This window comes from Streptomyces sp. NPDC091412 (assembly GCF_044756885.1).
GTDB lineage: Bacteria > Actinomycetota > Actinomycetes > Streptomycetales > Streptomycetaceae > Streptomyces.
The window spans coordinates 108,299-126,225 of the sequence record NZ_JBIVTV010000008.1; the positions used below are offsets into that span (position 1 = coordinate 108,299).

Genomic DNA, 17,927 nt, shown 5'->3' on the forward strand with positions numbered 1-17,927 from the left:
TCACCATGTGTCTGGACCACCATCAGCCGCCGCCCTCGCACGTCGCCCGGCGCGGCGTCCTCGCCACCGCGATGGCACTGGCGGGCGGATCCCTGCTCGCCGGCACCGCCGAGGCGGCCGACCGTACGCCCACGCCGGACCGGAAGGCACCCGGCACCGGCCCGGCGCCGTCCGGAGGCACCCTCGTCATCGACGGCGGCACCCTCCTCGATCCGCTGACCGGGGAGGTGACCGCCGACTCCGTGGTCGTCATCGTGGACGGCACCGTGCGGGCCGCGGGCAGCCGGGACGCCACCCGGCGCGCCCGCGCGGCGCTGCGAGCGGGCGTGAGCGTGGTCGGCGCCCACGGCCGATGGGTGCTCCCCGGCCTGGTCGACGCGCACATCCACATCAACTCCCTCACCGAGGCCGGAACGGCCCTGCGTCAGGGGGCGACCAGCGTGCGCAGCGGGTCCACCACCTTCTACCAGGACATCGCCGTGCGCGAACTGGCCCGGTGGGCCCCGGACCGGGCGCCGCGGACGCGGGCCGCCGGCCTCTTCGTCACCCCCGACCTCGGCGACACGATCCTGGCCGACCCCGACCTCGCCCCGCTGGCCCGCCTCAAGGACAGCGTCCGCTCGTCCGAGGCGCTGCGCCGGGTGGTCGACGTGAACCTGAACCGGGGTGCGGACGTCATCAAGACGCGGGTCAACGACCGTGCGGGCCTGCCGGACCAGGACCCGCTGCGCCAGGTGTACAACCGTGACCAACTCGCCACGGTAGTGGCGGCGGCGCGGCGCCGCGGCGCCGGCGTCCTCTGCCACAGCTACAGCGAACAAGGCTGCCGAGACGCCGTCCTGGCGGGCATCCGCAGTCTGGAGCACGGGGTCTTCGTCGCCGAGGACACGCTGCACGAAATGCGGCGCCGCGGCACGTACTTCACGCCCACCCTGACCGCCATCGCCGGGCTGGCCGAATCCGACGACCCCGTACTCGCCGCGCGCGGGCGCGAGTTCCTCCCCGTACTGCGGCAAGCCGTGCGCGCGGCGCACGACATGGGCGTTCCGCTGGCGGCGGGCACCGACTCCGCCGGGGGACAGATCGATCCGATCGGCGGCGAGGTGGTGCTGATGCAGCAGGCCGGCCTGCCGGCCCTGGACGCCATCCGCACCGCCACGACGGCGGCGGCGCGGCTGACCGGACTGAGCGGCAGCGCGGGGCGGCTGGCGCAGGGCTTCCGTGGGGACGCGGTGCTGCTCGCCGGCAATCCGCTGGAGGACATCACAGCAGTGAGGACGCCGAGCGCGGTGATCAGCAACGGCGTCGTCGTCGGCACCTGACGGCCCCCGCGCGGGCGGCGCGCACTGATCTCGGCGTGACCGGGCGTGCTCTTCGGCCACGGTGACCGAAGAGGTGACCGAAGAGCACGCCCGGTCACGAGGCAGGGCCTGGGGCGCCCTGACAAGATTTCTCCCGTCGTCCTGTCGATTCCGCCCGCGGCCATTCGTCATCTCCGCGTATCCGCGCAACCAACCCCAGGCACGAGGAGCGCCCCGTGAAGTACCTGCTGCTGATCAACACCCTGTCGCCCGACTCCACCGAGGAACGACCGGCCGAGGGACCGACCGTGGAAGAGTTCATGGCGTTCGAGAAGGCCGTCTCCGATGCCGGCGTCAAGCTGGACGGCAACGCCCTGGACCTCTCGAACGCGACCACCGTACGCGTCCGCGTGAATGGGGAGCGCGTCGTGACCGACGGACCGTTCGCCGAGACCCGGGAGATCGTCGGCGGCTATTACCTGATCGATGTTCCCGACCTCGACACGGCGCTCGACTGGGCGGCCCGGTGCCCCGGGGCCCGGTACGGCACCGTCGAGGTCCGCACGGTCTGGGAGCCGGATCAGTCGTGAACGAGCGGCGAGCGGCCCGCTCCGTGGAGGCGGTGTTCCGCGAGGACCGGAGCCGGCTGCTCGCCCTGCTCGCGGCACGGTTCGGAGATCTCGATCTTGCCGAGGAGACCGCCTCCGACGCGATCGAGGCCGCGCTGGAGCGGTGGCCGGTCGACGGAGTGCCGGACAAGCCACTGGCCTGGTTGCTCACCACGGCACGCCGCAAGGCCATCGACCGGATCCGGCGCGACCGCGCGTACGCGGAGCGGCTGGCGGTGCTCCAGGTGGAGAGCGACCGGGCCGCCGCCGTGGTACCCGCCGAGCCCGGCTTCGACGACATCCCCGACGAGCGGCTGCAACTGTTCTTCACCTGCTGCCACCCCGCGCTCTCTCCGGAGGCACAGACCGCGCTGACGCTGCGCTTTCTCGCCGGCCTGACCACACCCGAGGTCGCCCGGGCATTCCTGGTGCCCACCGCGACGATGGCCCAGCGCATCGTGCGCGCGAAACGCAAGATCCGCAGTGCGCGCATCCCGTTCCGCGTCCCGGGACCGGACGAACTGCCCGCGCGGCTGCCCAGCGTGCTCCGGGTCGTCTACCTCGTCTTCACCGAGGGGTACGCCGCCAGCTCCGGCGACGACCTCGTCCGCCCCGATCTGGCCGACGAAGCCATCCGGCTCGCCCGTATCCTGCACCGGCTGCTTCCCGGAGAACGAGAGGTGACGGGGCTGCTCGCGCTGCTCCTCCTCACCGACGCGCGGCGCGCGGCCAGGACCGACGCCGCGGGAGGCCAGGTGCTGCTCGAAGACCAGGACCGCGCTCTGTGGGACGCCGGCCTCATCGCCGAGGGGCGACGGCTCGTCGTACCGGCCCTGACGGGTCCCGGTGTCGGACCGTACGCGGTGCAAGCGGCGATCGCGGCACTGCACGACGAGGCGACCGGCTTCGAGGCGACCGACTGGCCGCAGATCGTCGCGCTCTACGACGTGCTGCTTCAGATCGAGCCATTCCCGCTGGTCGCGCTGAACCGGGCCGTGGCCGTCGCCATGCGCGACGGCCCCGAGGCGGGGCTTGCCCTGCTGGACGCCCTCACCGAGGCCGAGGAACTGCGCGGCTACCACCTGCTTCCCGCAGCGCGGGCCGACCTGCTGAGAAGGCTGGGCCGCACCTCCGAGGCCGCCGCTGCCTACCGGGTCGCCCTCGACCTCGTCGGCAACGAACCAGAACGGGCCATGCTCGCCCGCAGACTCGCGGAACTCTCCGACCGGTGACGGGCCGGCCCGGTGACGGCCCGCAGCCGGCGCGGGCGGGCGCACTGGCGCATCGCCGCTTCCAGCTCGTACGGGTCGGACAGGGCCGGGTCGACGGCGTCCTCGACGGTGGCGTCGAGCGGCGGAACCGGCGTCCGCGCCGGGTGCCGAACTATAGACGCGCGACAAAAGGACCGGCAAGGTCAACCGGGCCCCGCCGGACTCCGGTTCCTCCGCCGCCCTCCTCGCACCAGCGCGCTCACCTCGCCGGATGGCCGCTCACGCGCAGGCGCCCGGCGTGCGGGACGTACCGGGCCTCCATCGTGCCGCCGTAAAAGGCAGATGATCACAATGCGGCAGCAACAAGCCACGACAGGACGCCGATCACTTGACTACCGGGCGTCACACGCGGTTGGCTCCGGCTCAACGAGAGCCACCCGCCCGGTCGTACGTCCGTCGGCCCTCCGCCCCAGTCCCTCCCCCCGTTTGCTCCATGCTCGGCTGCACAGTGAGGTGCCGCACCCTCATGAAGACTCCTCCTTCGCACAAGTACCGCAGATCCGCCCCCGGCACCGCGCTGACGGCCGCCGTCGCCGTCTGCCTGCTCATTTCCGGCTGCTCCGGCTCCGGAGACGCGCAGTCCGAATCAAGCGCGCGGGTATCCGGTGCATCCGGGCTCAAGGTCGCCATGGTCACCCATGGGGCCGAGGGAGACGCCTTCTGGCAACTGGTCCGCAAGGGCGCCGAGGTGGCCGCGGCCAAGGACGGCGTCGAGTTGACCTACGCGAGCGACGCCGATGCCGCCGGGCAGGCGAAGTTGGTGCGGGACGCGATCCGGGAGGGGGTCGACGGCATCGCGCTGACGCTGGCCAAGCCGGATGCGATGAAGGGGCCGATCGCGGAGGCCAAGGCGGCGGGCATAGCCGTGGTCGGGCTCAACTCCGGTATCGGGTCCTGGCGTTCCAGCGGTGTGCTGCAGTACTTCGGCCAGGACGAGAGCGTCGCGGGCCGGGCCGTCGGGGACAAGCTGGACGACCTGGGGGCCAAGCACGCCCTGTGCGTCATCCACGAGCGGGGCAACATCTCGCTGGAGGCGCGCTGCGCCGGTGTGAAGAAGGCCTTCGGCGGCAGGACCGACATGCTCTACAGCGACGGCACCGACATGGACGCCCTGACCGAGTCGGTCGCGGCCCGACTGCGGTTGGACCACGACATCGACGAAGTGGTCACCAACGGAGCGCAGTTCGCGCTGGCCGCGGTCAAGTCGGTGCACAAGGCAGGCAGCAGGGCGCACATCGCCACCTTCGACCTGAACAAGGAACTGGTCAAGGCGGTTCAGGACGGAGATGTGCAGTTCGCGGTGGACCAGCAGCCCTACCTCCAGGGCTATCTGGCCGTGGACGCGCTCTGGCTCTACAGGTCCAACGGCAATGTGAGCGGTGGCGGCGTCGCTCCGGTGCTCACCGGTCCTGCCTTCGTGACCAAGACGAACGTCGCGTCGGTGGCCAAGCTGGCCGCCGGCGGCACGCGCTGAGGACATGCCGTGTACGGGGCGCCGGTGACATGACGACACAGTCCTTCTCCCGTCCGCCCGTCACCTGCGCCGACGGCGTCCCACGCGTCTCCCGGCCCGTACCGGACGCGCCGTCACCCCGCCCGCTCGTTCTTCCCTTCCCCGTCTTCCCGCAGATCGCTCTAGGACGATGATGTCTCCACGGACACCGACAGGTTCCCGGCGCCGTCTCGGTTCGATACGGCTCTCACTGGTCCTCCTGGCCCTGGTCCCCACCGTCGCGCTCGCCGCCATGTGGGGTGTGACCACGACCCAGATGTTCTCCGAGGGTCTCCGGCTGCGCTCACAGACAGCGCTGAGCAGGTCGACCGGCGCCATGGGCACCGACGCGGCGCTCGCCCTCCAGCAGGAGCGCGGGCTGTCGGCGGCGTGGCTGGCGTCCCCGCACGGCTCCCGGGCCGCCTTGGACGCGCAGCGCCTGACCACGGACAAGGCGGTCGCCGAGCTGGTCGGCCAGGCCGACTCGATCAGGCAGGCCCCCGCCCGCATCAAGAACCGGATGTACTCGGTCGTCGCGTCGGTGGGCAGCCTGGAGTACTACCGGGGCCAGGTGGACAAACCGACGGACATCACCGGTGAACAGGCCCTGGACCAGTACACCGCGATCATCGACGACCAGATCCATGCCTTCCAGGAGCTCTCGCAGGTCGACGACGGCGACCTCACCTCCCAGGCCGGTCCGCTCGTGGCGCTGGAGCACGCCGCGGAGCTGGTCTCCCAGGAGGACGCGCAGCTCACCCTGGCGTGGTCGTCCCAACGCATGGACCAGGAGGCGTGGGACAGGTTCGCCCAACTGGTCCACACCCGCCGCTGGCTCGTCGAGGACCAGATCGTCCCCTCGCTCCAGGGCAGCACGAAGACGCAGACCGAGCGGATCCTGCAGTCGGCGGAGTGGCGGACGCTGGAAGCCGTCGAGGACCAGGTGCTCTCGGCCCGGGGCAAGGCCACCGGCGCGCGCGGGTTCGCGCTGCCTGACGCGCGCGCGAGATGGGGCGCCGCGATCGACAAGTTGTCCGTCCAGTACTCGACGCTGATCCGGCAGCAGACGGTCGCGCTGCTCGACCGCAGTGCCGACCGAGCGCACGGGCTGCTGCTGAAGTCCGCCGTCCTGAGCGCGGCCGGCCTGGCCGCCCTGGTCCTGTGCGTCGGCATGTCCTGGCGGATCACCCGGTCCCTGTCCCGGCGGCTGCTGGGGCTGAGGATCGCCACGCTCCGCCTGGCGGAGGAGCGGCTGCCCGACGTGGTGGCCCGGCTGGAGCGGGGCGAGAAGGTGGACGTGGACTCCGCGACGCCGCCGCTGGACTACGGCACCGACGAACTCGGCCAGGTCGCCCAGGCCTTCAACACCGCGCAGCGTACGGCCGTACACACCGCGGTCGAACTCGCCGACACCCGCCGCGGTTTCCAGAAGGTGATCCTCGGAATCGCCCGGCAGAGCCAGAACCTGATCAACCTTCAGCTCAGCAAGCTCGACGCGCTGGAACGGCGGCACCAGGACCCGGAGGTCCTCCAGGGCCTGTACGAACTGGACTCCACGGCGAGCCAGTTGCGCCGCTACGAGGAGAACCTGGTCATCATCAGCGGCGAGCAGCCACGGCGCAGCTGGACCGAACCGGTCGCGCTGATCGACATCCTGCGCGGCGCCGTCGGCGAGGTCGCCGAGTACCAGAGGGTGGAGGTGCACACCGACGAGGAGGTGTACGTCGCCCCGCCCGCGGTGGCCGACGTCATCCATCTGCTGGCCGAGCTCATCGACAACGCGACCGCGTACTCCGCCGCCCCGAGCCCCGTCGGAGTGCGGGCCGCGATGGTGGCCAAGGGCCTCGTCATCGAGGTCGAGGACCGCGGCCTCGGTATGTCCGAGGAGGACTACGCCCAGCTCAACGCTCATCTGGCCGTGTCCCCGCAGTTCGACGTGGTGGCGCTCGCCGACGACCTGCGGCTCGGTATGTTCGTCATCGCCCGCCTGGCCACCCGGCACGGCATCACCGTGACCCTGCGCTCCTCGCCTTACGGCGGGACCACCGCGATCGTGCTCGTCCCGCACGACATCGTGGTGCCCGAGGCCGCCGGCTCCCCGCAGACGCGGCCGCAGCCGTCCGAGCCCGTGCGGGTGCCCGGACCGGGGCGTCCGGAACGGACCGGGAAGGGCTCGACCCCCGCCGTCGACGCCCGGCGGAGGAAGCCGTCCGCGGGGCCGAACGCCTCCCGTGCGGGTGACAGCGGACACGGGGCGGAACGGACACGTGAGCCGGGGCTCTCCCCGCTGCCGCGCCGGGTGCCGCAGACCAGTGTGGCCGCCGAGCTGCGCGGAGAGGCCGTACCCGTCGTCGAGGACGACCCCCTCGACGACTTCACCGCCGAACGCGCCGCCTCCTCACTGGCCGGCTTCCAGCGCGGCACACGCGAGGCCCGGCACGACGACACCCACGACGACACCCAGGAAAGGGCCGACGACCCGAAGGAGGCCGCCGCAACGGACGGCGCCACACCGGACGGCTCCGGACCGGACGGCTCCGATGCGCGCGTTCCCGCCGCAGGCACCGCCACCCCCAAGGCCTCGACCGTGTTCGAGCCGGGGGGACATCCACCCTCGACTTCGCCCGCCGACCGCACATGAAGGACAGCCATATGACACGCCCCACCCCCGCCACGCACACGCAGCTCGACCAGCTGCTGACCGGTCTCGTGGAACGGGTCGCCGACGTCAACCACGCCGTCGTGCTCTCCGAGGACGGACTGGTCGTCAGCAAGTCCACCGGATTCCCGCGTGACGACGCCGAGCGGCTGGCGGCGACCGCGTCCGGCCTGATGAGCCTCAGCAAGGGCGTCAGCATGGACTTCGGCGGCGGCCCGGTGCGGCAGGCGCTCATCGAACTGGCCCACACCTATCTGATTCTCACCTCGGCCGGACCGGGCGCCCATCTCGTCGTTCTCACCGGCCCCGGCGCCGACGTCGGTGTGGTGGCGTACCAGATGAACATGCTGGTGAAGAAGATCGGCGAGCACCTGAGTGCGCCCCCGCGTCCGGGTGCCGACGCGTCCGGCAACGGCGAGTGAGGTGAACGGAGGCGACGCGGCGGGCCGGCTCGTTCGGCCGTTCACCCTGACCGGTGGACGGACCCGTCCCAGCCGCGCCGGCTTCACCCTCATCACGATGGTGACGGCAGTGGATCCGCAGCCCGAGCGGGCCGTCCGGCTCCAGCCCGAACACGCACGGATCCTGAAGCGGTGCGCGGAGCCGATCACCGTGGCGGAGCTCGCCGCCCATCTCGATCTTCCGGTGAGCGTGGTGGTGATCATGCTCTGCGATCTGCTGGAGGCCGGACGGATCACCGTCAACCGGCCGTCCCCGGTCTCCCGCACCCCGGACCTGGACCTTCTGCAGAAAGTGAGGGACGGCCTTGGCCGGCTCTGACACCACCGCTCGGTCGTCTTCAGCCCCCGACACAGCGAAGATCCTGATCGCCGGGGGTTTCGGGGTCGGCAAGACCACCATGGTCGGGTCGGTCAGCGAGATCGCCCCGCTGCGCACCGAGGAACCCCTGACCGCCGCGGGCCTGGACGTCGACGACCTCCACGGCATCGAGCACAAGCAAGCCACCACCGTGGCCCTGGACTTCGGCCGGATCACGGTCAGCTCGGATCTCGTGCTGTACCTCTTCGGCACACCCGGTCAGCAGCGGTTCTGGTTCATGTGGAACGACCTGGCCGTGGGCGCGCTCGGCGCCGTCGTCCTGATCGACGTCCGCCGGCCGGAGACCAGCTTCGCCGCCATCGACTTCTTCGAGAACCGGGGCATCCCCTTCGTCGTCGGTGTCAACGGCTTCCATGGACGGCACCCCTACCCGCCGGACGAGATCCGGGAGTCCCTGGCGCTGCCCGCACACGCCCAGGTACTGCTGTGCGACGCGCGTGACCGCGAGTCGTGCCGGGACGTTCTGATCGCCCTGGTCGACCAGTTGATCGCCTCGGCCACCGAGGCGGACGAGGCCCGGCCTCGTCCACTCCGGGGCGGCTGAGGTCCGGCGAGGCGGAGTGGCGGGCGACCACGGCTACGACCACGTAACGCCGCCTGGTCTTCCGGAGTCCTCCTTGGACCGACGACCGAGACACGGGTCACTTTGGCATACAGGCACTGGACGACATACCGACCAGTCGGCATGATGGTCGGTCACGTGCTGTCGTCTCGTCTCCCAGGAGCAATGATGAGCCCCGACCACCCGCCCGGACTCGATCTCGACCGGCTGCGCGGACTGCTCGACCGGGAGCGGTCAGGTCTGGTGCGGGGCCCGCTGACCGGCCGGCTGATCGAGGGCGGACGGTCGAACCTCACGTACACGGTCTCGGACGGCGCCTCGCGGTGGGTCGTGCGGCGCCCCCCGCTGGGCCATGTCCTGGCCACCGCGCACGACATGGGTCGCGAGCACCGGGTGATCAGCGCCCTGCACCCGACGGAGGTGCCGGTGCCGCGCCCGGTGCTGCTGTGCGAGGACGAGGACGTGCTCGGCGCGCCGTTCTACGTGATGGAGTTCGTCGAGGGCACCCCGTACCGCACCGCGGACCAGCTCGCCCCGCTGGGCGAGGAGCGCACTCGGAACGCGGTGCTGTCGCTGGTGGACACCCTCGTCGAGCTGCACGCCGTGAATCCGGCCGAAGTGGGCCTCGAGGGCTTCGGCCGCCCCGAGGGCTTCCTGGAGCGGCAGCTGCGACGCTGGGGCAAGCAGCTGGCGGCCTCCCGCAACCGCGAACTGGCCGGCGTCGACGAGCTGCACGCGGCGCTCGGGCGCGCGCTGCCCGTCTCCCCAGCCCCGGCCGTCGTGCACGGCGACTACCGCCTCGACAACGTGCTGCTCGGACCGGACGACCGGATCACGGCGGTCCTCGACTGGGAGATGTCCACGCTCGGCGACCCGCTGACCGACCTGGGCCTGCTGGTGATGTACAGCACGCCGCTGGGCATGCCCGACTCGCCGGTGTCCACCACCGCCGAGGCCCCGGGGCACCCGTCCGCGGCGGAGCTGGTCGAGCGGTACGCCGCGCGCTCGGGGCGGGACGTTTCGGCCGTGTCCTGGTACACGGCGTTCGCCTGGTTCAAGCTCGCCGTGATCCTGGAGGGCATCCACTACCGGTACACGCTCGGCCAGACGGTCGGGCGGGGCTTCGACCGCATCGGCGACCTCGTCCCCGTCTTCCTCGACCACGGACTGACGACTCTTCAGAAAGGCTGACCGGACATGGACTTCGCGTTCGACGCGCGCACCGAGGAGCTGCGTGCCAAGCTCCTGGCCTTCATGGACGAGTACGTGTACCCGGCCGAAGCGGTGGCCGAGGAGCAGCGGGCCGCGCTGTCCTCCCCGTGGGACACCCCGGCGGTGGTGGAGGAGCTGAAGGCGGAGGCGCGCAGGCAGGGCCTGTGGAACCTCTTCCTGCCGGACGCCGAGTACGGCGCCGGGCTGACCAACCTCCAGTACGCCCCGCTCGCCGAGATCACCGGCCGCTCCCCGCACCTGGCACCCACCGTGCTGAACTGCGCGGCGCCCGACACGGGCAACATGGAGGTGCTCGCGCAGTTCGGCGACGAGTGGCAGAAGAAACAGTGGCTGCGGCCGTTGCTCGCGGGCGAGATCCGTTCGGCGTTCGCGATGACCGAGCCGGAGGTGGCCTCCTCGGACGCCACCAACGTCACCACGCGCATCGAGCGCGCCTCCGACGGTTCGGACGAGTACGTCATCACGGGGCGCAAGTGGTACATCTCCGGCGCGATGAATCCGGACTGCAAGATCTTCATCGTGATGGGCAAGACCGACCCGGACGGCCCGGACATCCGCCGCCAGCAGTCCATGGTCCTCGTGCCGCGCGACACGCCCGGCGTCACCGTCCGGCGCGCGATGCGGGTCTTCGGGTACGAGGACCACTCCCACGGCGGCCACGCCGAGGTGGTGTTCGACCACGCGCGCGTGCCCGCCTCCCACCTGATCGGCGAGGAGGGAAGCGGCTTCGCCATCGCCCAGGCCCGGCTCGGACCGGGGCGCATCCACCACTGCATGCGGCTCATCGGCATGGCCGAGCGGGCGATCGAGCTGATGTGCCGGCGAGCCGTCTCCCGCACCGCCTTCGGCAAGGCACTGGCCCAGCAGGGCGTGGTCCACAACTGGATCGCGGACGCGCGGGTCACCGTCGAGCAGCTGCGGCTGCTGGTGCTGAAGACGGCCTGGCTGATGGACACCGTCGGTAACAAGGGGGCGCACACCGAGATCCAGGCCATCAAGATCGCCACACCCCGCGCCGTGGTCGGCATCCTCGACCGGGCGATCCAGCTGCACGGCGCGGGCGGTTTCAGCCAGGACCTCCCGCTCGCCGAGCTGTACGCGGGCGCGCGCACGCTGATGATCGCCGACGGGCCGGACGAGGTCCACCAGCGGTCGCTGGCACGGCGGGAGTTGAAGAAGTACCTGTGACCCGTGAGGTGAGCACCGGCGACTCCTCCTCACCCTGACCACCGCGCGCAGAACGCGACTCCTGGCGCTGCCCCCAGCGCCAGGAGTCGCTTGTCAGGCGGTTTCGCTTGTGTCGCCGGTCCGTGACCGCATCAGAGCGGGGCGACCCAGGGGCGTTCCGGGAACCCCAGGACGCCGCCGGCCGCACCTCCTGACCTGGTGACCTGGTGACCTGGTGACCTGCCCAGAATCAACTACCGGTGATAGGTCGAAGAGGGCGCGTCCTGTCTGCCGAGCAGTTCCATCGCCTGATGCTGCGTGTGTTCTGCTGCCAGTTGAGCCTCGGCGACGACGTCACCACGTTCGCGTATCAGATCGTCGTAGATCAGCAATTGGATCTGTTCAGTGGGACTGGGGGTCACAGTCGATCCCTGCGCTTTCAGGCCCGGTTGAGCCGGGCTGCGATTCCGTGTCCGATCAGCAAATACATCACTGCGGGAAGACCATAATTAAGGACGACGCGTAGGCTCTCCGTGTCCATGGTGAAGATATCTTGCGACCACCAGGCCAGCCAGTCCGCCGTTCCCTGCACGAACTTGACGAATACATTCGCCTGGTTCGCGTCGAGCAGGAACAACAGGATCCACAGGGCCAGCAGACCTGCCGCGGTGTCGGCGATCGTGCAGACCGTCAGCGCCGCGCGCCGTCCAGCCGCCTGACGGCGCACGGAGCCGTCCGGGCCTGTGGGCCGGTGGTACGCGGGGTATCCGGAAGCCGGATCTGTGTTGCTCACAAGAAATTCCGATCTGGGGAGGTATTGTGTTGGCGCGGTCGCCCGGAGCATTGAAATTCAGTCCGGGGTGTCGCCCGCTTCTCTTTTCTTCTGCGTCTTGCCGACGCGGTCGCGTTACACCTCGATCGCGATGCCACATCTATGGCCGCCTTTCCGGCACTTACCCAAATGTTCAGGCGCGGCGGAACATTTGAGGATGGCACGGCAGAAGCACCGGCACGATCGGGTACGGGGCTACCCCGGGTGCGGCGGCACGCTGACGCTCTGGCGTCCCGGGAGCCGGGCTCGTCCGCGTCCGGTGTTCGGGCCGGGACCCGACCGGGTCATCGCAGACGGCTTCTTCAACCGAGATCGAGGGTCTGGTCAACTTGTGGAGCGGCAGGGCTCGGGAGGGGTGTTCCCGTCGGCAGCCAAGCATCGGCAGTTCCGGCCGGCCATTCGGCCACGCGGCCTGCCGCAAGCTCCGTCAGTTCAACTGCCGTCACTGCTCCGACGGTCGGCACGAGCAAGTCCGGTCAGGTATCTGAGCAGGCCCAGGGTTGCGGCGGCGAGGAGCCCGCCGACGGCTGACCGGGCCGTGCTTCCCAGAGTGGAGTCCGCGGCCGTCAACCCCACCGCATAGAGGACGAGCAGCGCCAGGGTGGTGAAGGAGAGGACGGCCACAAGTGCTTTGGCCAGTCGAGAGCCGGTCATCGCGGTTCCTCCGGTGCTGCTCGTGGGTCTTGAGGTCCTGTCAGGCCTCACCGGTGGACCTTGAGGAGTTCGGCGTCTGTTTCGCCGGGCCTCGGCGCGCATCATCATATGTGGATCATTTCGATCGCGCTGTTTGAACGCGCCTGACTGCCGTGCCGCCGACCAAGCGCGCCACAGGTACTGGGCGACTACACGTGATCAGAAAGCAGCACCCGAGCCACGGCCCGCGCCCAGCCGCAGCCGCGTGGCTTCCCGGGCGGCCGCGGGTCAGAGTTGGGGCTCCCGGGCCACCCAGCCCCGTTCGTACGCGTGCCAGCCCAGTTGGAGCCGGGTCGACACTCCGGTCAGTTCCATCAGGCCCTTCACCCGCCGCTGCACGGTCCGCAGACCCAGGTCCAGTTGCTTCGCCACGCTCGCGTCCGTCAACCCGGCCAGCAGCAGCGACAGGACCTCCAGGTCCATGGCGTCCGGCCCGTTGGACTCCTCCTCCTCCGGCCGGCCGCTCCCGCCGAGCCGGATCGGCATCGCCTCCCGCCACACCGCCTCGAACAGACCCATCAGGGACTCCAGCAGTCCGGAGGCGTGGACGACCAGGGCCGCGGGCTCCGCGCCCCGGCCGGTCAGAGGCACCATCGCCAGGGCCCCGTCGGCGACGACCAGCTTGGTGGGCACCCGGTCGACGACCCGGCAGTGCTCGTCACGGCTCAGGGCCGCCGACAACTCCATGATCCCGGACGGCAGTGAGAGCACCTCGCGCTCCACCACCACCCGGTACGACACCCCGCGCGTGGCGGCCCGCTCCTCGGCCTCGTTCTCCATACCGCTCACCGCGACCGGCTTCCCGGTGACCAGGGCGCACACCTCGCTCGTCGCCCCCAGTTGCAACTGGAAGAAGCGGTGTGCCACCGCGCTCGCACCCGTCACCACCTCGACCAGGTCGTGCACGGCGGAATCGGTCGCCTCCGCCCGGTACTCCTCGGCGAGCATCGCCGCCGCCAGTTCGGCCTGCTCCAGTTCATGGCGTTGCTGGGTCAGCAGGGCTCCCAGCGCCACCGCGGGCAGCGCCGCCACCCAACGGTCGACGCGGGACGAGGACTGGGCGGCCAGACCGGTCTGTTCCAGCCGGCGCAGGGCCCGTTCGGTGTCCGGCTCGGGGAGCGCCAGCCGGTGGGCGAGGTCGGAGACCTCCGCGGCGCCCACCGCCACGAGGGCGCGGTACACCGACTCCTGTATCTCGTCGAGACCTATGGCTCCCAGCATCCCTCGCTCCCCTCCCGGAAGTCCTGACTCCGCACGTCGTCGGTGTCCTCGGACTTCCGGCCGCGGCGAAAAGCGGCCACGGCGTAAACCCGCCGTGGTCATCATCCCTGCATCACCCGTCGCTCTGCCAATGTGGCGCCACGGCGGTACCGACAACTTCCGGAATGCCGCTGTTGGTTCAGAGTTAACCGGTTTTACTTAGGGAGAGCGATGCATCCGATATCGCGCACGGCGCTGGGGGCGGCCACCGCCGCCGTCCTGGCCGTCACCGCGATCGCACCGTCCGCGGCTGCGCCGCAGGACGACCCGACCGCGAAGAGACCACTGACCGGCAGCACGACCGCTGCCAAGGCAGGCACACCGGTCACCGTCACCCTGGTCACCGGCGACAAGGTCCTGGTGCGCACGGACGGTTCGGGGGCCGCGTCGGTCACCGCACTGCCCCGCGAGGACGGCTCCGTGCCCCTCCTGCAGACCCGGCAGTCCGGCAAGGACCTCTACGTCTACCCCGACACCGCCGCTCGGGTGCTGGCCGCGGGCAAGGTCGATGAGGAACTCTTCAATGTCACGGGACTCATCCGGCAGGGCTACGACGACGCGCACACCACCGCGCTGCCGCTGATCGCCGTCTACGGCGACGCCGCGGGCCGCACCGCGCCCGCCACGCCGCGCGGCGCGAAGCGCGGCCCCGAACTGGACGCCATCGACGGCGTCGCGCTGAAGACGGACAAGGCGAAGACCGCCGACTTCTGGGCGGACATCACCAACACCCGTTCCCGTTCCGCCTCCGGTCTGAAGAAGATCTGGCTCGACCGCAAGGTCCAGGCCACCCTCGACCGGTCCACCAAGCAGATCGGCGCCGATCTCGCCTGGGCCGCCGGATACACGGGCAAGGGCACCAAGGTCGCCGTCCTCGACACGGGCGCCGACGCGGAACACCCCGACCTCAAGGGCCGGATCACCGCCTCGGAGAACTTCACCGACTCCAGCAGCACCGACGACCGGCAGGGCCACGGCACCCACACCATCTCCACCGTCGGCGGCTCCGGTGCCGCGAGCGACGGCAAGAAGAAGGGTGTCGCCCCCGACGCCGATCTGCTCAACGGCAAGGTCCTCAACGACAGTGGCTACGGCGCCGAATCCTGGATCATCGCCGGAATGCAGTGGGCCGTCGACCAGAAGGCCGACGTCGTCTCCATGAGCCTCGGCAGCCCGGAGCCGACCGACTGCACCGACCCGATGAGCGTCGCCGCCGAGAAACTCGCCCGGAGCAAGGACACGCTGTTCGTCGTCGCGGCAGGCAATTCGGGCCCGACCCTCAACACCGTCTCCTCGCCCGGCTGCGCCCCGAGCGTGCTGACCGTCGGCGCCGTCGACCGCGACGACTCCACCGCCTGGTTCTCCAGCCTCGGGCCCGTGGTCGGCGCGCACACCCTCAAGCCGGAGATCGCCGCCCCCGGCGTCGGTATCTCCGCCGCGGCCGCGGGCGGCCGGGGCCTCTACGCCTACCAGTCGATGTCCGGTACGTCGATGGCCACCCCGCATGTGGCGGGAGCCGCCGCCCTCGTGAAGCAGCGTCACCCGGACTGGACCGCGCAGCAGGTCAAGACCGCTCTGGTGTCGTCCGCGAAGAGCGACATCCCCGGCGATGTGCGCGAGACCGGCGCCGGCCGTCTCGACGTGAAGGCCGCCATCGACACCACCGTCGTGGGCGCTCCCGCCGTCCAGGCCGGCACCTTCGCATGGCCGCAGAACAAGGGCGACCGCACCACCGTCGACCTCCCCTACACCAACTCCGGTACCAAGCCGGTGAAGCTGTCGCTGAAGGTCCAGGGCGTCACCGGCAACGACGGCTCCGAGGTCCGCTCCCCCGTCGCCGCGCTCGACGCGAACACCGTCACCGTCCCGGCCGGGGCCACCGTGAAGGTCCCGCTGCGCATCGACCCGGCCGCGAACCTGAAGGCCGCCCAGTACGGCGACGTCACCGGGCGCGTACTCGCCACCGGCCCGGACGGTGTGAAGGTCTCCACCCCGTTCTCCCTGTACGTCGAGCCGGAGACCGTCACCCTGCGCGTCAAGCTGATCGACCGCGCCGGCAAGCCCGCCACGGGCTCCTCCTCGCTGGACGTCATCGGCACCGATGCCTCCAGCGGTGAGCGCCGCTACAACGACGGTGCGGCCGAGCAGGTCTACCAGGTCCGCCCCGGCGCGTACTTCGTCTCCGGCTTCGTCATCACGCAGGACGCCGCGGACGCCACGGGCAGCATGACCGAGTCCGTCGGCTACCTCGCCCGGCCCCAGGTCGACGTCGCCAAGGACACCACCCTGGTGCTCGACGCCCGCAAGGCGCACCGGCTCCAGGTGGAGACCGCGGACCGCGCCTCCGAGAGCCGCTCCACGACCCTGTCCTTCGGCCGTACCTGGGACGGGACCTGGCTGCACTCCGGCTCCATCACCGGCAACCGGAGCGTCCGGACCTACCTGGCGGACGTGCAGGGCAAGGCGCGCGACGGCGACTTCGAGTTCGCCAGCCTCTGGCGCGCGTACGCCCCGCAGATCGAGCAGTTGTCGGTCGTCGGCGGTGCCGAACTGCACCCGAGGGTGGCGAGCACCGGTTCCGTCAACCTCGACGGAACGGGCGAGGCCGCGCTGGTCGACGCGGGCACCGGCACCCCCGATGAGCTGAGGGCCGCGGGCGTCGCCGGGAAGATCGTGCTGGTCGAGGCCGGCGACGACGGCTACCTGTACAACCTGGCACGTGACGCGAAGGCCGCGGGCGCGAAGGCGGTCATCGCCCACCGCCGCGCCGCGGGCCCCTGGCAGCCGTCGATCGGCTTCGGCCAGGCGCCGGTGCCCTCGCTCGGCATCGAGGCGGACGAGGCCGCTCAGCTGAAGGCCGCCCTGGCCAAGGGCCCGGTGACGCTGCGCTGGAAGGCCACCGCCGTCAGCCCGTTCGTCTACAACCTCGCCTTCCCCGAGACCGGCCCGGTCACCTCGGACCGCACCTACCAGGTCCGGGACAAGAAGCTCGGCACGGTCACCGCGACCTACGAGGCGATGGGCGCCGCGGCGGACTACATGGACACGATGATCATGGGACGGCCGTACGGCGGGGTGTTCTCCGCCGCCACCGACTCCGTCGCCGTCCCCGGCAAGCGCACCGAGTACTACTCGGCGGGCGACACCGCTTGGACCCGCTACCTCTCCTCCAGCTTCCCCTGGGGCGAGCTCATGGCCGACCAGGCGCGCACGTACACCGCCGGCTCGAAGCGGGCGGAGAACTGGTACCGGGGCATCCCGGCCCCCGCCGCCCCGCGCGACGCCGACGGGAAGCTCCAGCTGGCCGCCGAACGGCAGGACAACCTGATCGGCGTGGCACCCGCCTTCTGGGGCGACACCGAGCACATGGGCATCCAGGGCTCCTTCGGGGACATCGGCGGCATGAAGCTCACCAGCGGCGGCAAGGTGATCGGCGAGACCGGTTGGCCGTCCGGGGTCTTCACCGTCCCGGCCGAGGACGCCGCGTACGAACTCACCATGGAGACCATGAAGTTCGGGCAGCCCGCCGCCGTGTGGAAGCGGTCCACCCACACCGAGACGGTCTGGAAGTTCCGCTCGCACCGGGACGAGAACGCCTACTCCCAGGGCGTTCCGCTGCTTTTCCCGGGCTACGACCTGGACACGGACGGGCTCAAGACCCTTCCGGCGAAGGACGGTCAAACGATCGGCCTGAGCGTCACCGGTCACGCGGGCTACACACCCGGCGAGTTGGTAGCCGCCAAGGTCTCGTACTCGTACGACGGTGGTGCGACCTGGACCGAGGGCACCACCTCGCAGAGCGGTGACCGCTGGACCGCGACCGTGAACCACGCGGGCGCGGCCGGCAAGCCGGTCACGCTGAAGACCGAACTGACGGACTCCAACGGCAACTCCGTCATCCAGACCGTGACCGACGCGTACGCCGTGCGCTGATCACGATCACATCCTGACCGGTCCGCCGGGCGGCTTTCCCGTGGGGGGAGTCCGTCCGGCGGGCCCTTTTCCTCGT

15 protein-coding genes are annotated in these 17,927 nt (G+C 70.7%); 11 read left to right on the forward strand and 4 right to left on the reverse strand.

What is annotated here, in order from left to right; genetic code table 11:
- Positions 1–5: 5 nt before the first annotated feature.
- From ACIQMV_RS21220 to ACIQMV_RS21265, 10 genes are all read left to right on the forward strand, one after another.
- Positions 6–1,322, forward strand: a complete 1,317-nt coding sequence (locus tag ACIQMV_RS21220) for an amidohydrolase family protein (RefSeq protein ID WP_402594633.1) — start codon at positions 6–8, stop codon at positions 1,320–1,322.
- A 215-nt stretch (positions 1,323–1,537) separates the two neighbouring features.
- On the forward strand, positions 1,538–1,891 hold the full coding sequence (locus ACIQMV_RS21225; protein ID WP_402594634.1) for a YciI family protein: 354 nt from the start codon (positions 1,538–1,540) through the stop codon (positions 1,889–1,891).
- On the forward strand, positions 1,888–3,141 hold the full coding sequence (locus ACIQMV_RS21230; protein ID WP_141365126.1) for an RNA polymerase sigma factor: 1,254 nt from the start codon (positions 1,888–1,890) through the stop codon (positions 3,139–3,141). Before ACIQMV_RS21225 ends, ACIQMV_RS21230 begins: the two co-directional genes overlap by 4 nt.
- A gap of 505 nt (positions 3,142–3,646) precedes the next feature.
- Positions 3,647–4,654 (forward strand): substrate-binding domain-containing protein, encoded by a 1,008-nt coding sequence (locus ACIQMV_RS21235; RefSeq protein WP_402594635.1) that lies wholly within the window; start codon positions 3,647–3,649, stop codon positions 4,652–4,654.
- Positions 4,655–4,826: 172 nt separating this feature from the next.
- A complete protein-coding gene (locus tag ACIQMV_RS21240; protein ID WP_402594637.1) occupies positions 4,827–7,313 on the forward strand; it encodes a nitrate- and nitrite sensing domain-containing protein in 2,487 nt (828 codons plus the stop codon).
- Between the two features lie 11 nt (positions 7,314–7,324).
- Positions 7,325–7,753 carry a roadblock/LC7 domain-containing protein gene (locus ACIQMV_RS21245; protein WP_141365120.1) on the forward strand — a complete coding sequence of 143 codons (429 nt, stop codon included), beginning with the start codon at positions 7,325–7,327 and terminating at the stop codon, positions 7,751–7,753.
- A gap of 1 nt (position 7,754) precedes the next feature.
- Positions 7,755–8,111, forward strand: coding sequence for a DUF742 domain-containing protein (locus tag ACIQMV_RS21250; RefSeq protein WP_402594638.1), 357 nt, complete (start codon positions 7,755–7,757; stop codon positions 8,109–8,111).
- A complete protein-coding gene (locus ACIQMV_RS21255; protein WP_141365117.1) occupies positions 8,098–8,715 on the forward strand; it encodes an ATP/GTP-binding protein in 618 nt (205 codons plus the stop codon). The genes ACIQMV_RS21250 and ACIQMV_RS21255 overlap by 14 nt, the downstream gene beginning before the upstream one ends.
- 186 nt (positions 8,716–8,901) lie before the next feature.
- Positions 8,902–9,924 (forward strand): phosphotransferase family protein, encoded by a 1,023-nt coding sequence (locus tag ACIQMV_RS21260; RefSeq protein WP_402594640.1) that lies wholly within the window; start codon positions 8,902–8,904, stop codon positions 9,922–9,924.
- Between the two features lie 6 nt (positions 9,925–9,930).
- Positions 9,931–11,154 carry an acyl-CoA dehydrogenase family protein gene (locus ACIQMV_RS21265; protein WP_402594642.1) on the forward strand — a complete coding sequence of 408 codons (1,224 nt, stop codon included), beginning with the start codon at positions 9,931–9,933 and terminating at the stop codon, positions 11,152–11,154.
- Between the two features lie 233 nt (positions 11,155–11,387).
- On the opposite strand, the gene ACIQMV_RS21270 is transcribed toward ACIQMV_RS21265, so the two are convergent.
- The 4 genes from ACIQMV_RS21270 to ACIQMV_RS21285 all read right to left on the reverse strand — a co-directional run bounded on the left by ACIQMV_RS21270 (position 11,388) and on the right by ACIQMV_RS21285 (position 13,879).
- On the reverse strand, positions 11,388–11,555 hold the full coding sequence (locus ACIQMV_RS21270; protein WP_401781341.1) for a hypothetical protein: 168 nt from the start codon (positions 11,553–11,555) through the stop codon (positions 11,388–11,390).
- A gap of 17 nt (positions 11,556–11,572) precedes the next feature.
- A complete protein-coding gene (locus tag ACIQMV_RS21275) occupies positions 11,573–11,926 on the reverse strand; it encodes a hypothetical protein (RefSeq protein WP_402594644.1) in 354 nt (117 codons plus the stop codon).
- A 471-nt stretch (positions 11,927–12,397) separates the two neighbouring features.
- Positions 12,398–12,619: a hypothetical protein gene (locus ACIQMV_RS21280; protein WP_402594646.1), complete on the reverse strand. Its 222-nt coding sequence runs from the start codon at positions 12,617–12,619 to the stop codon at positions 12,398–12,400.
- A 267-nt stretch (positions 12,620–12,886) separates the two neighbouring features.
- Entirely contained in the window at positions 12,887–13,879 is a 993-nt protein-coding gene (locus ACIQMV_RS21285; protein WP_402594648.1) for a helix-turn-helix domain-containing protein, read from the reverse strand.
- A 210-nt stretch (positions 13,880–14,089) separates the two neighbouring features.
- On the opposite strand from ACIQMV_RS21285, the gene ACIQMV_RS21290 reads away from it, so the two are divergent.
- The gene (locus tag ACIQMV_RS21290; RefSeq protein WP_402594650.1) at positions 14,090–17,851 is read left to right on the forward strand and encodes a S8 family peptidase; all 3,762 of its coding nucleotides are present in this window, start codon (positions 14,090–14,092) and stop codon (positions 17,849–17,851) included.
- The last annotated feature ends 76 nt before the right edge of the window (positions 17,852–17,927 follow it).

Excerpts from the sequence above, each read along its gene's own strand:
- ACIQMV_RS21220 (WP_402594633.1), top strand. The coding sequence starts at position 6 with ATGTGTCTGGACCACCATCAGCCGCCGCCCTCGCACGTCGCCCGGCGC.
- ACIQMV_RS21235 (WP_402594635.1), top strand. The coding sequence starts at position 3,647 with ATGAAGACTCCTCCTTCGCACAAGTACCGCAGATCCGCCCCCGGCACC.
- ACIQMV_RS21240 (WP_402594637.1), top strand. The coding sequence starts at position 4,827 with ATGTCTCCACGGACACCGACAGGTTCCCGGCGCCGTCTCGGTTCGATA.
- ACIQMV_RS21245 (WP_141365120.1), top strand. The coding sequence starts at position 7,325 with ATGACACGCCCCACCCCCGCCACGCACACGCAGCTCGACCAGCTGCTG.
- ACIQMV_RS21260 (WP_402594640.1), top strand. The coding sequence starts at position 8,902 with ATGAGCCCCGACCACCCGCCCGGACTCGATCTCGACCGGCTGCGCGGA.
- ACIQMV_RS21265 (WP_402594642.1), top strand. The coding sequence starts at position 9,931 with ATGGACTTCGCGTTCGACGCGCGCACCGAGGAGCTGCGTGCCAAGCTC.
- ACIQMV_RS21280 (WP_402594646.1), bottom strand. The coding sequence starts at position 12,619 with ATGACCGGCTCTCGACTGGCCAAAGCACTTGTGGCCGTCCTCTCCTTC.
- ACIQMV_RS21285 (WP_402594648.1), bottom strand. The coding sequence starts at position 13,879 with ATGCTGGGAGCCATAGGTCTCGACGAGATACAGGAGTCGGTGTACCGC.
- ACIQMV_RS21290 (WP_402594650.1), top strand. The coding sequence starts at position 14,090 with ATGCATCCGATATCGCGCACGGCGCTGGGGGCGGCCACCGCCGCCGTC.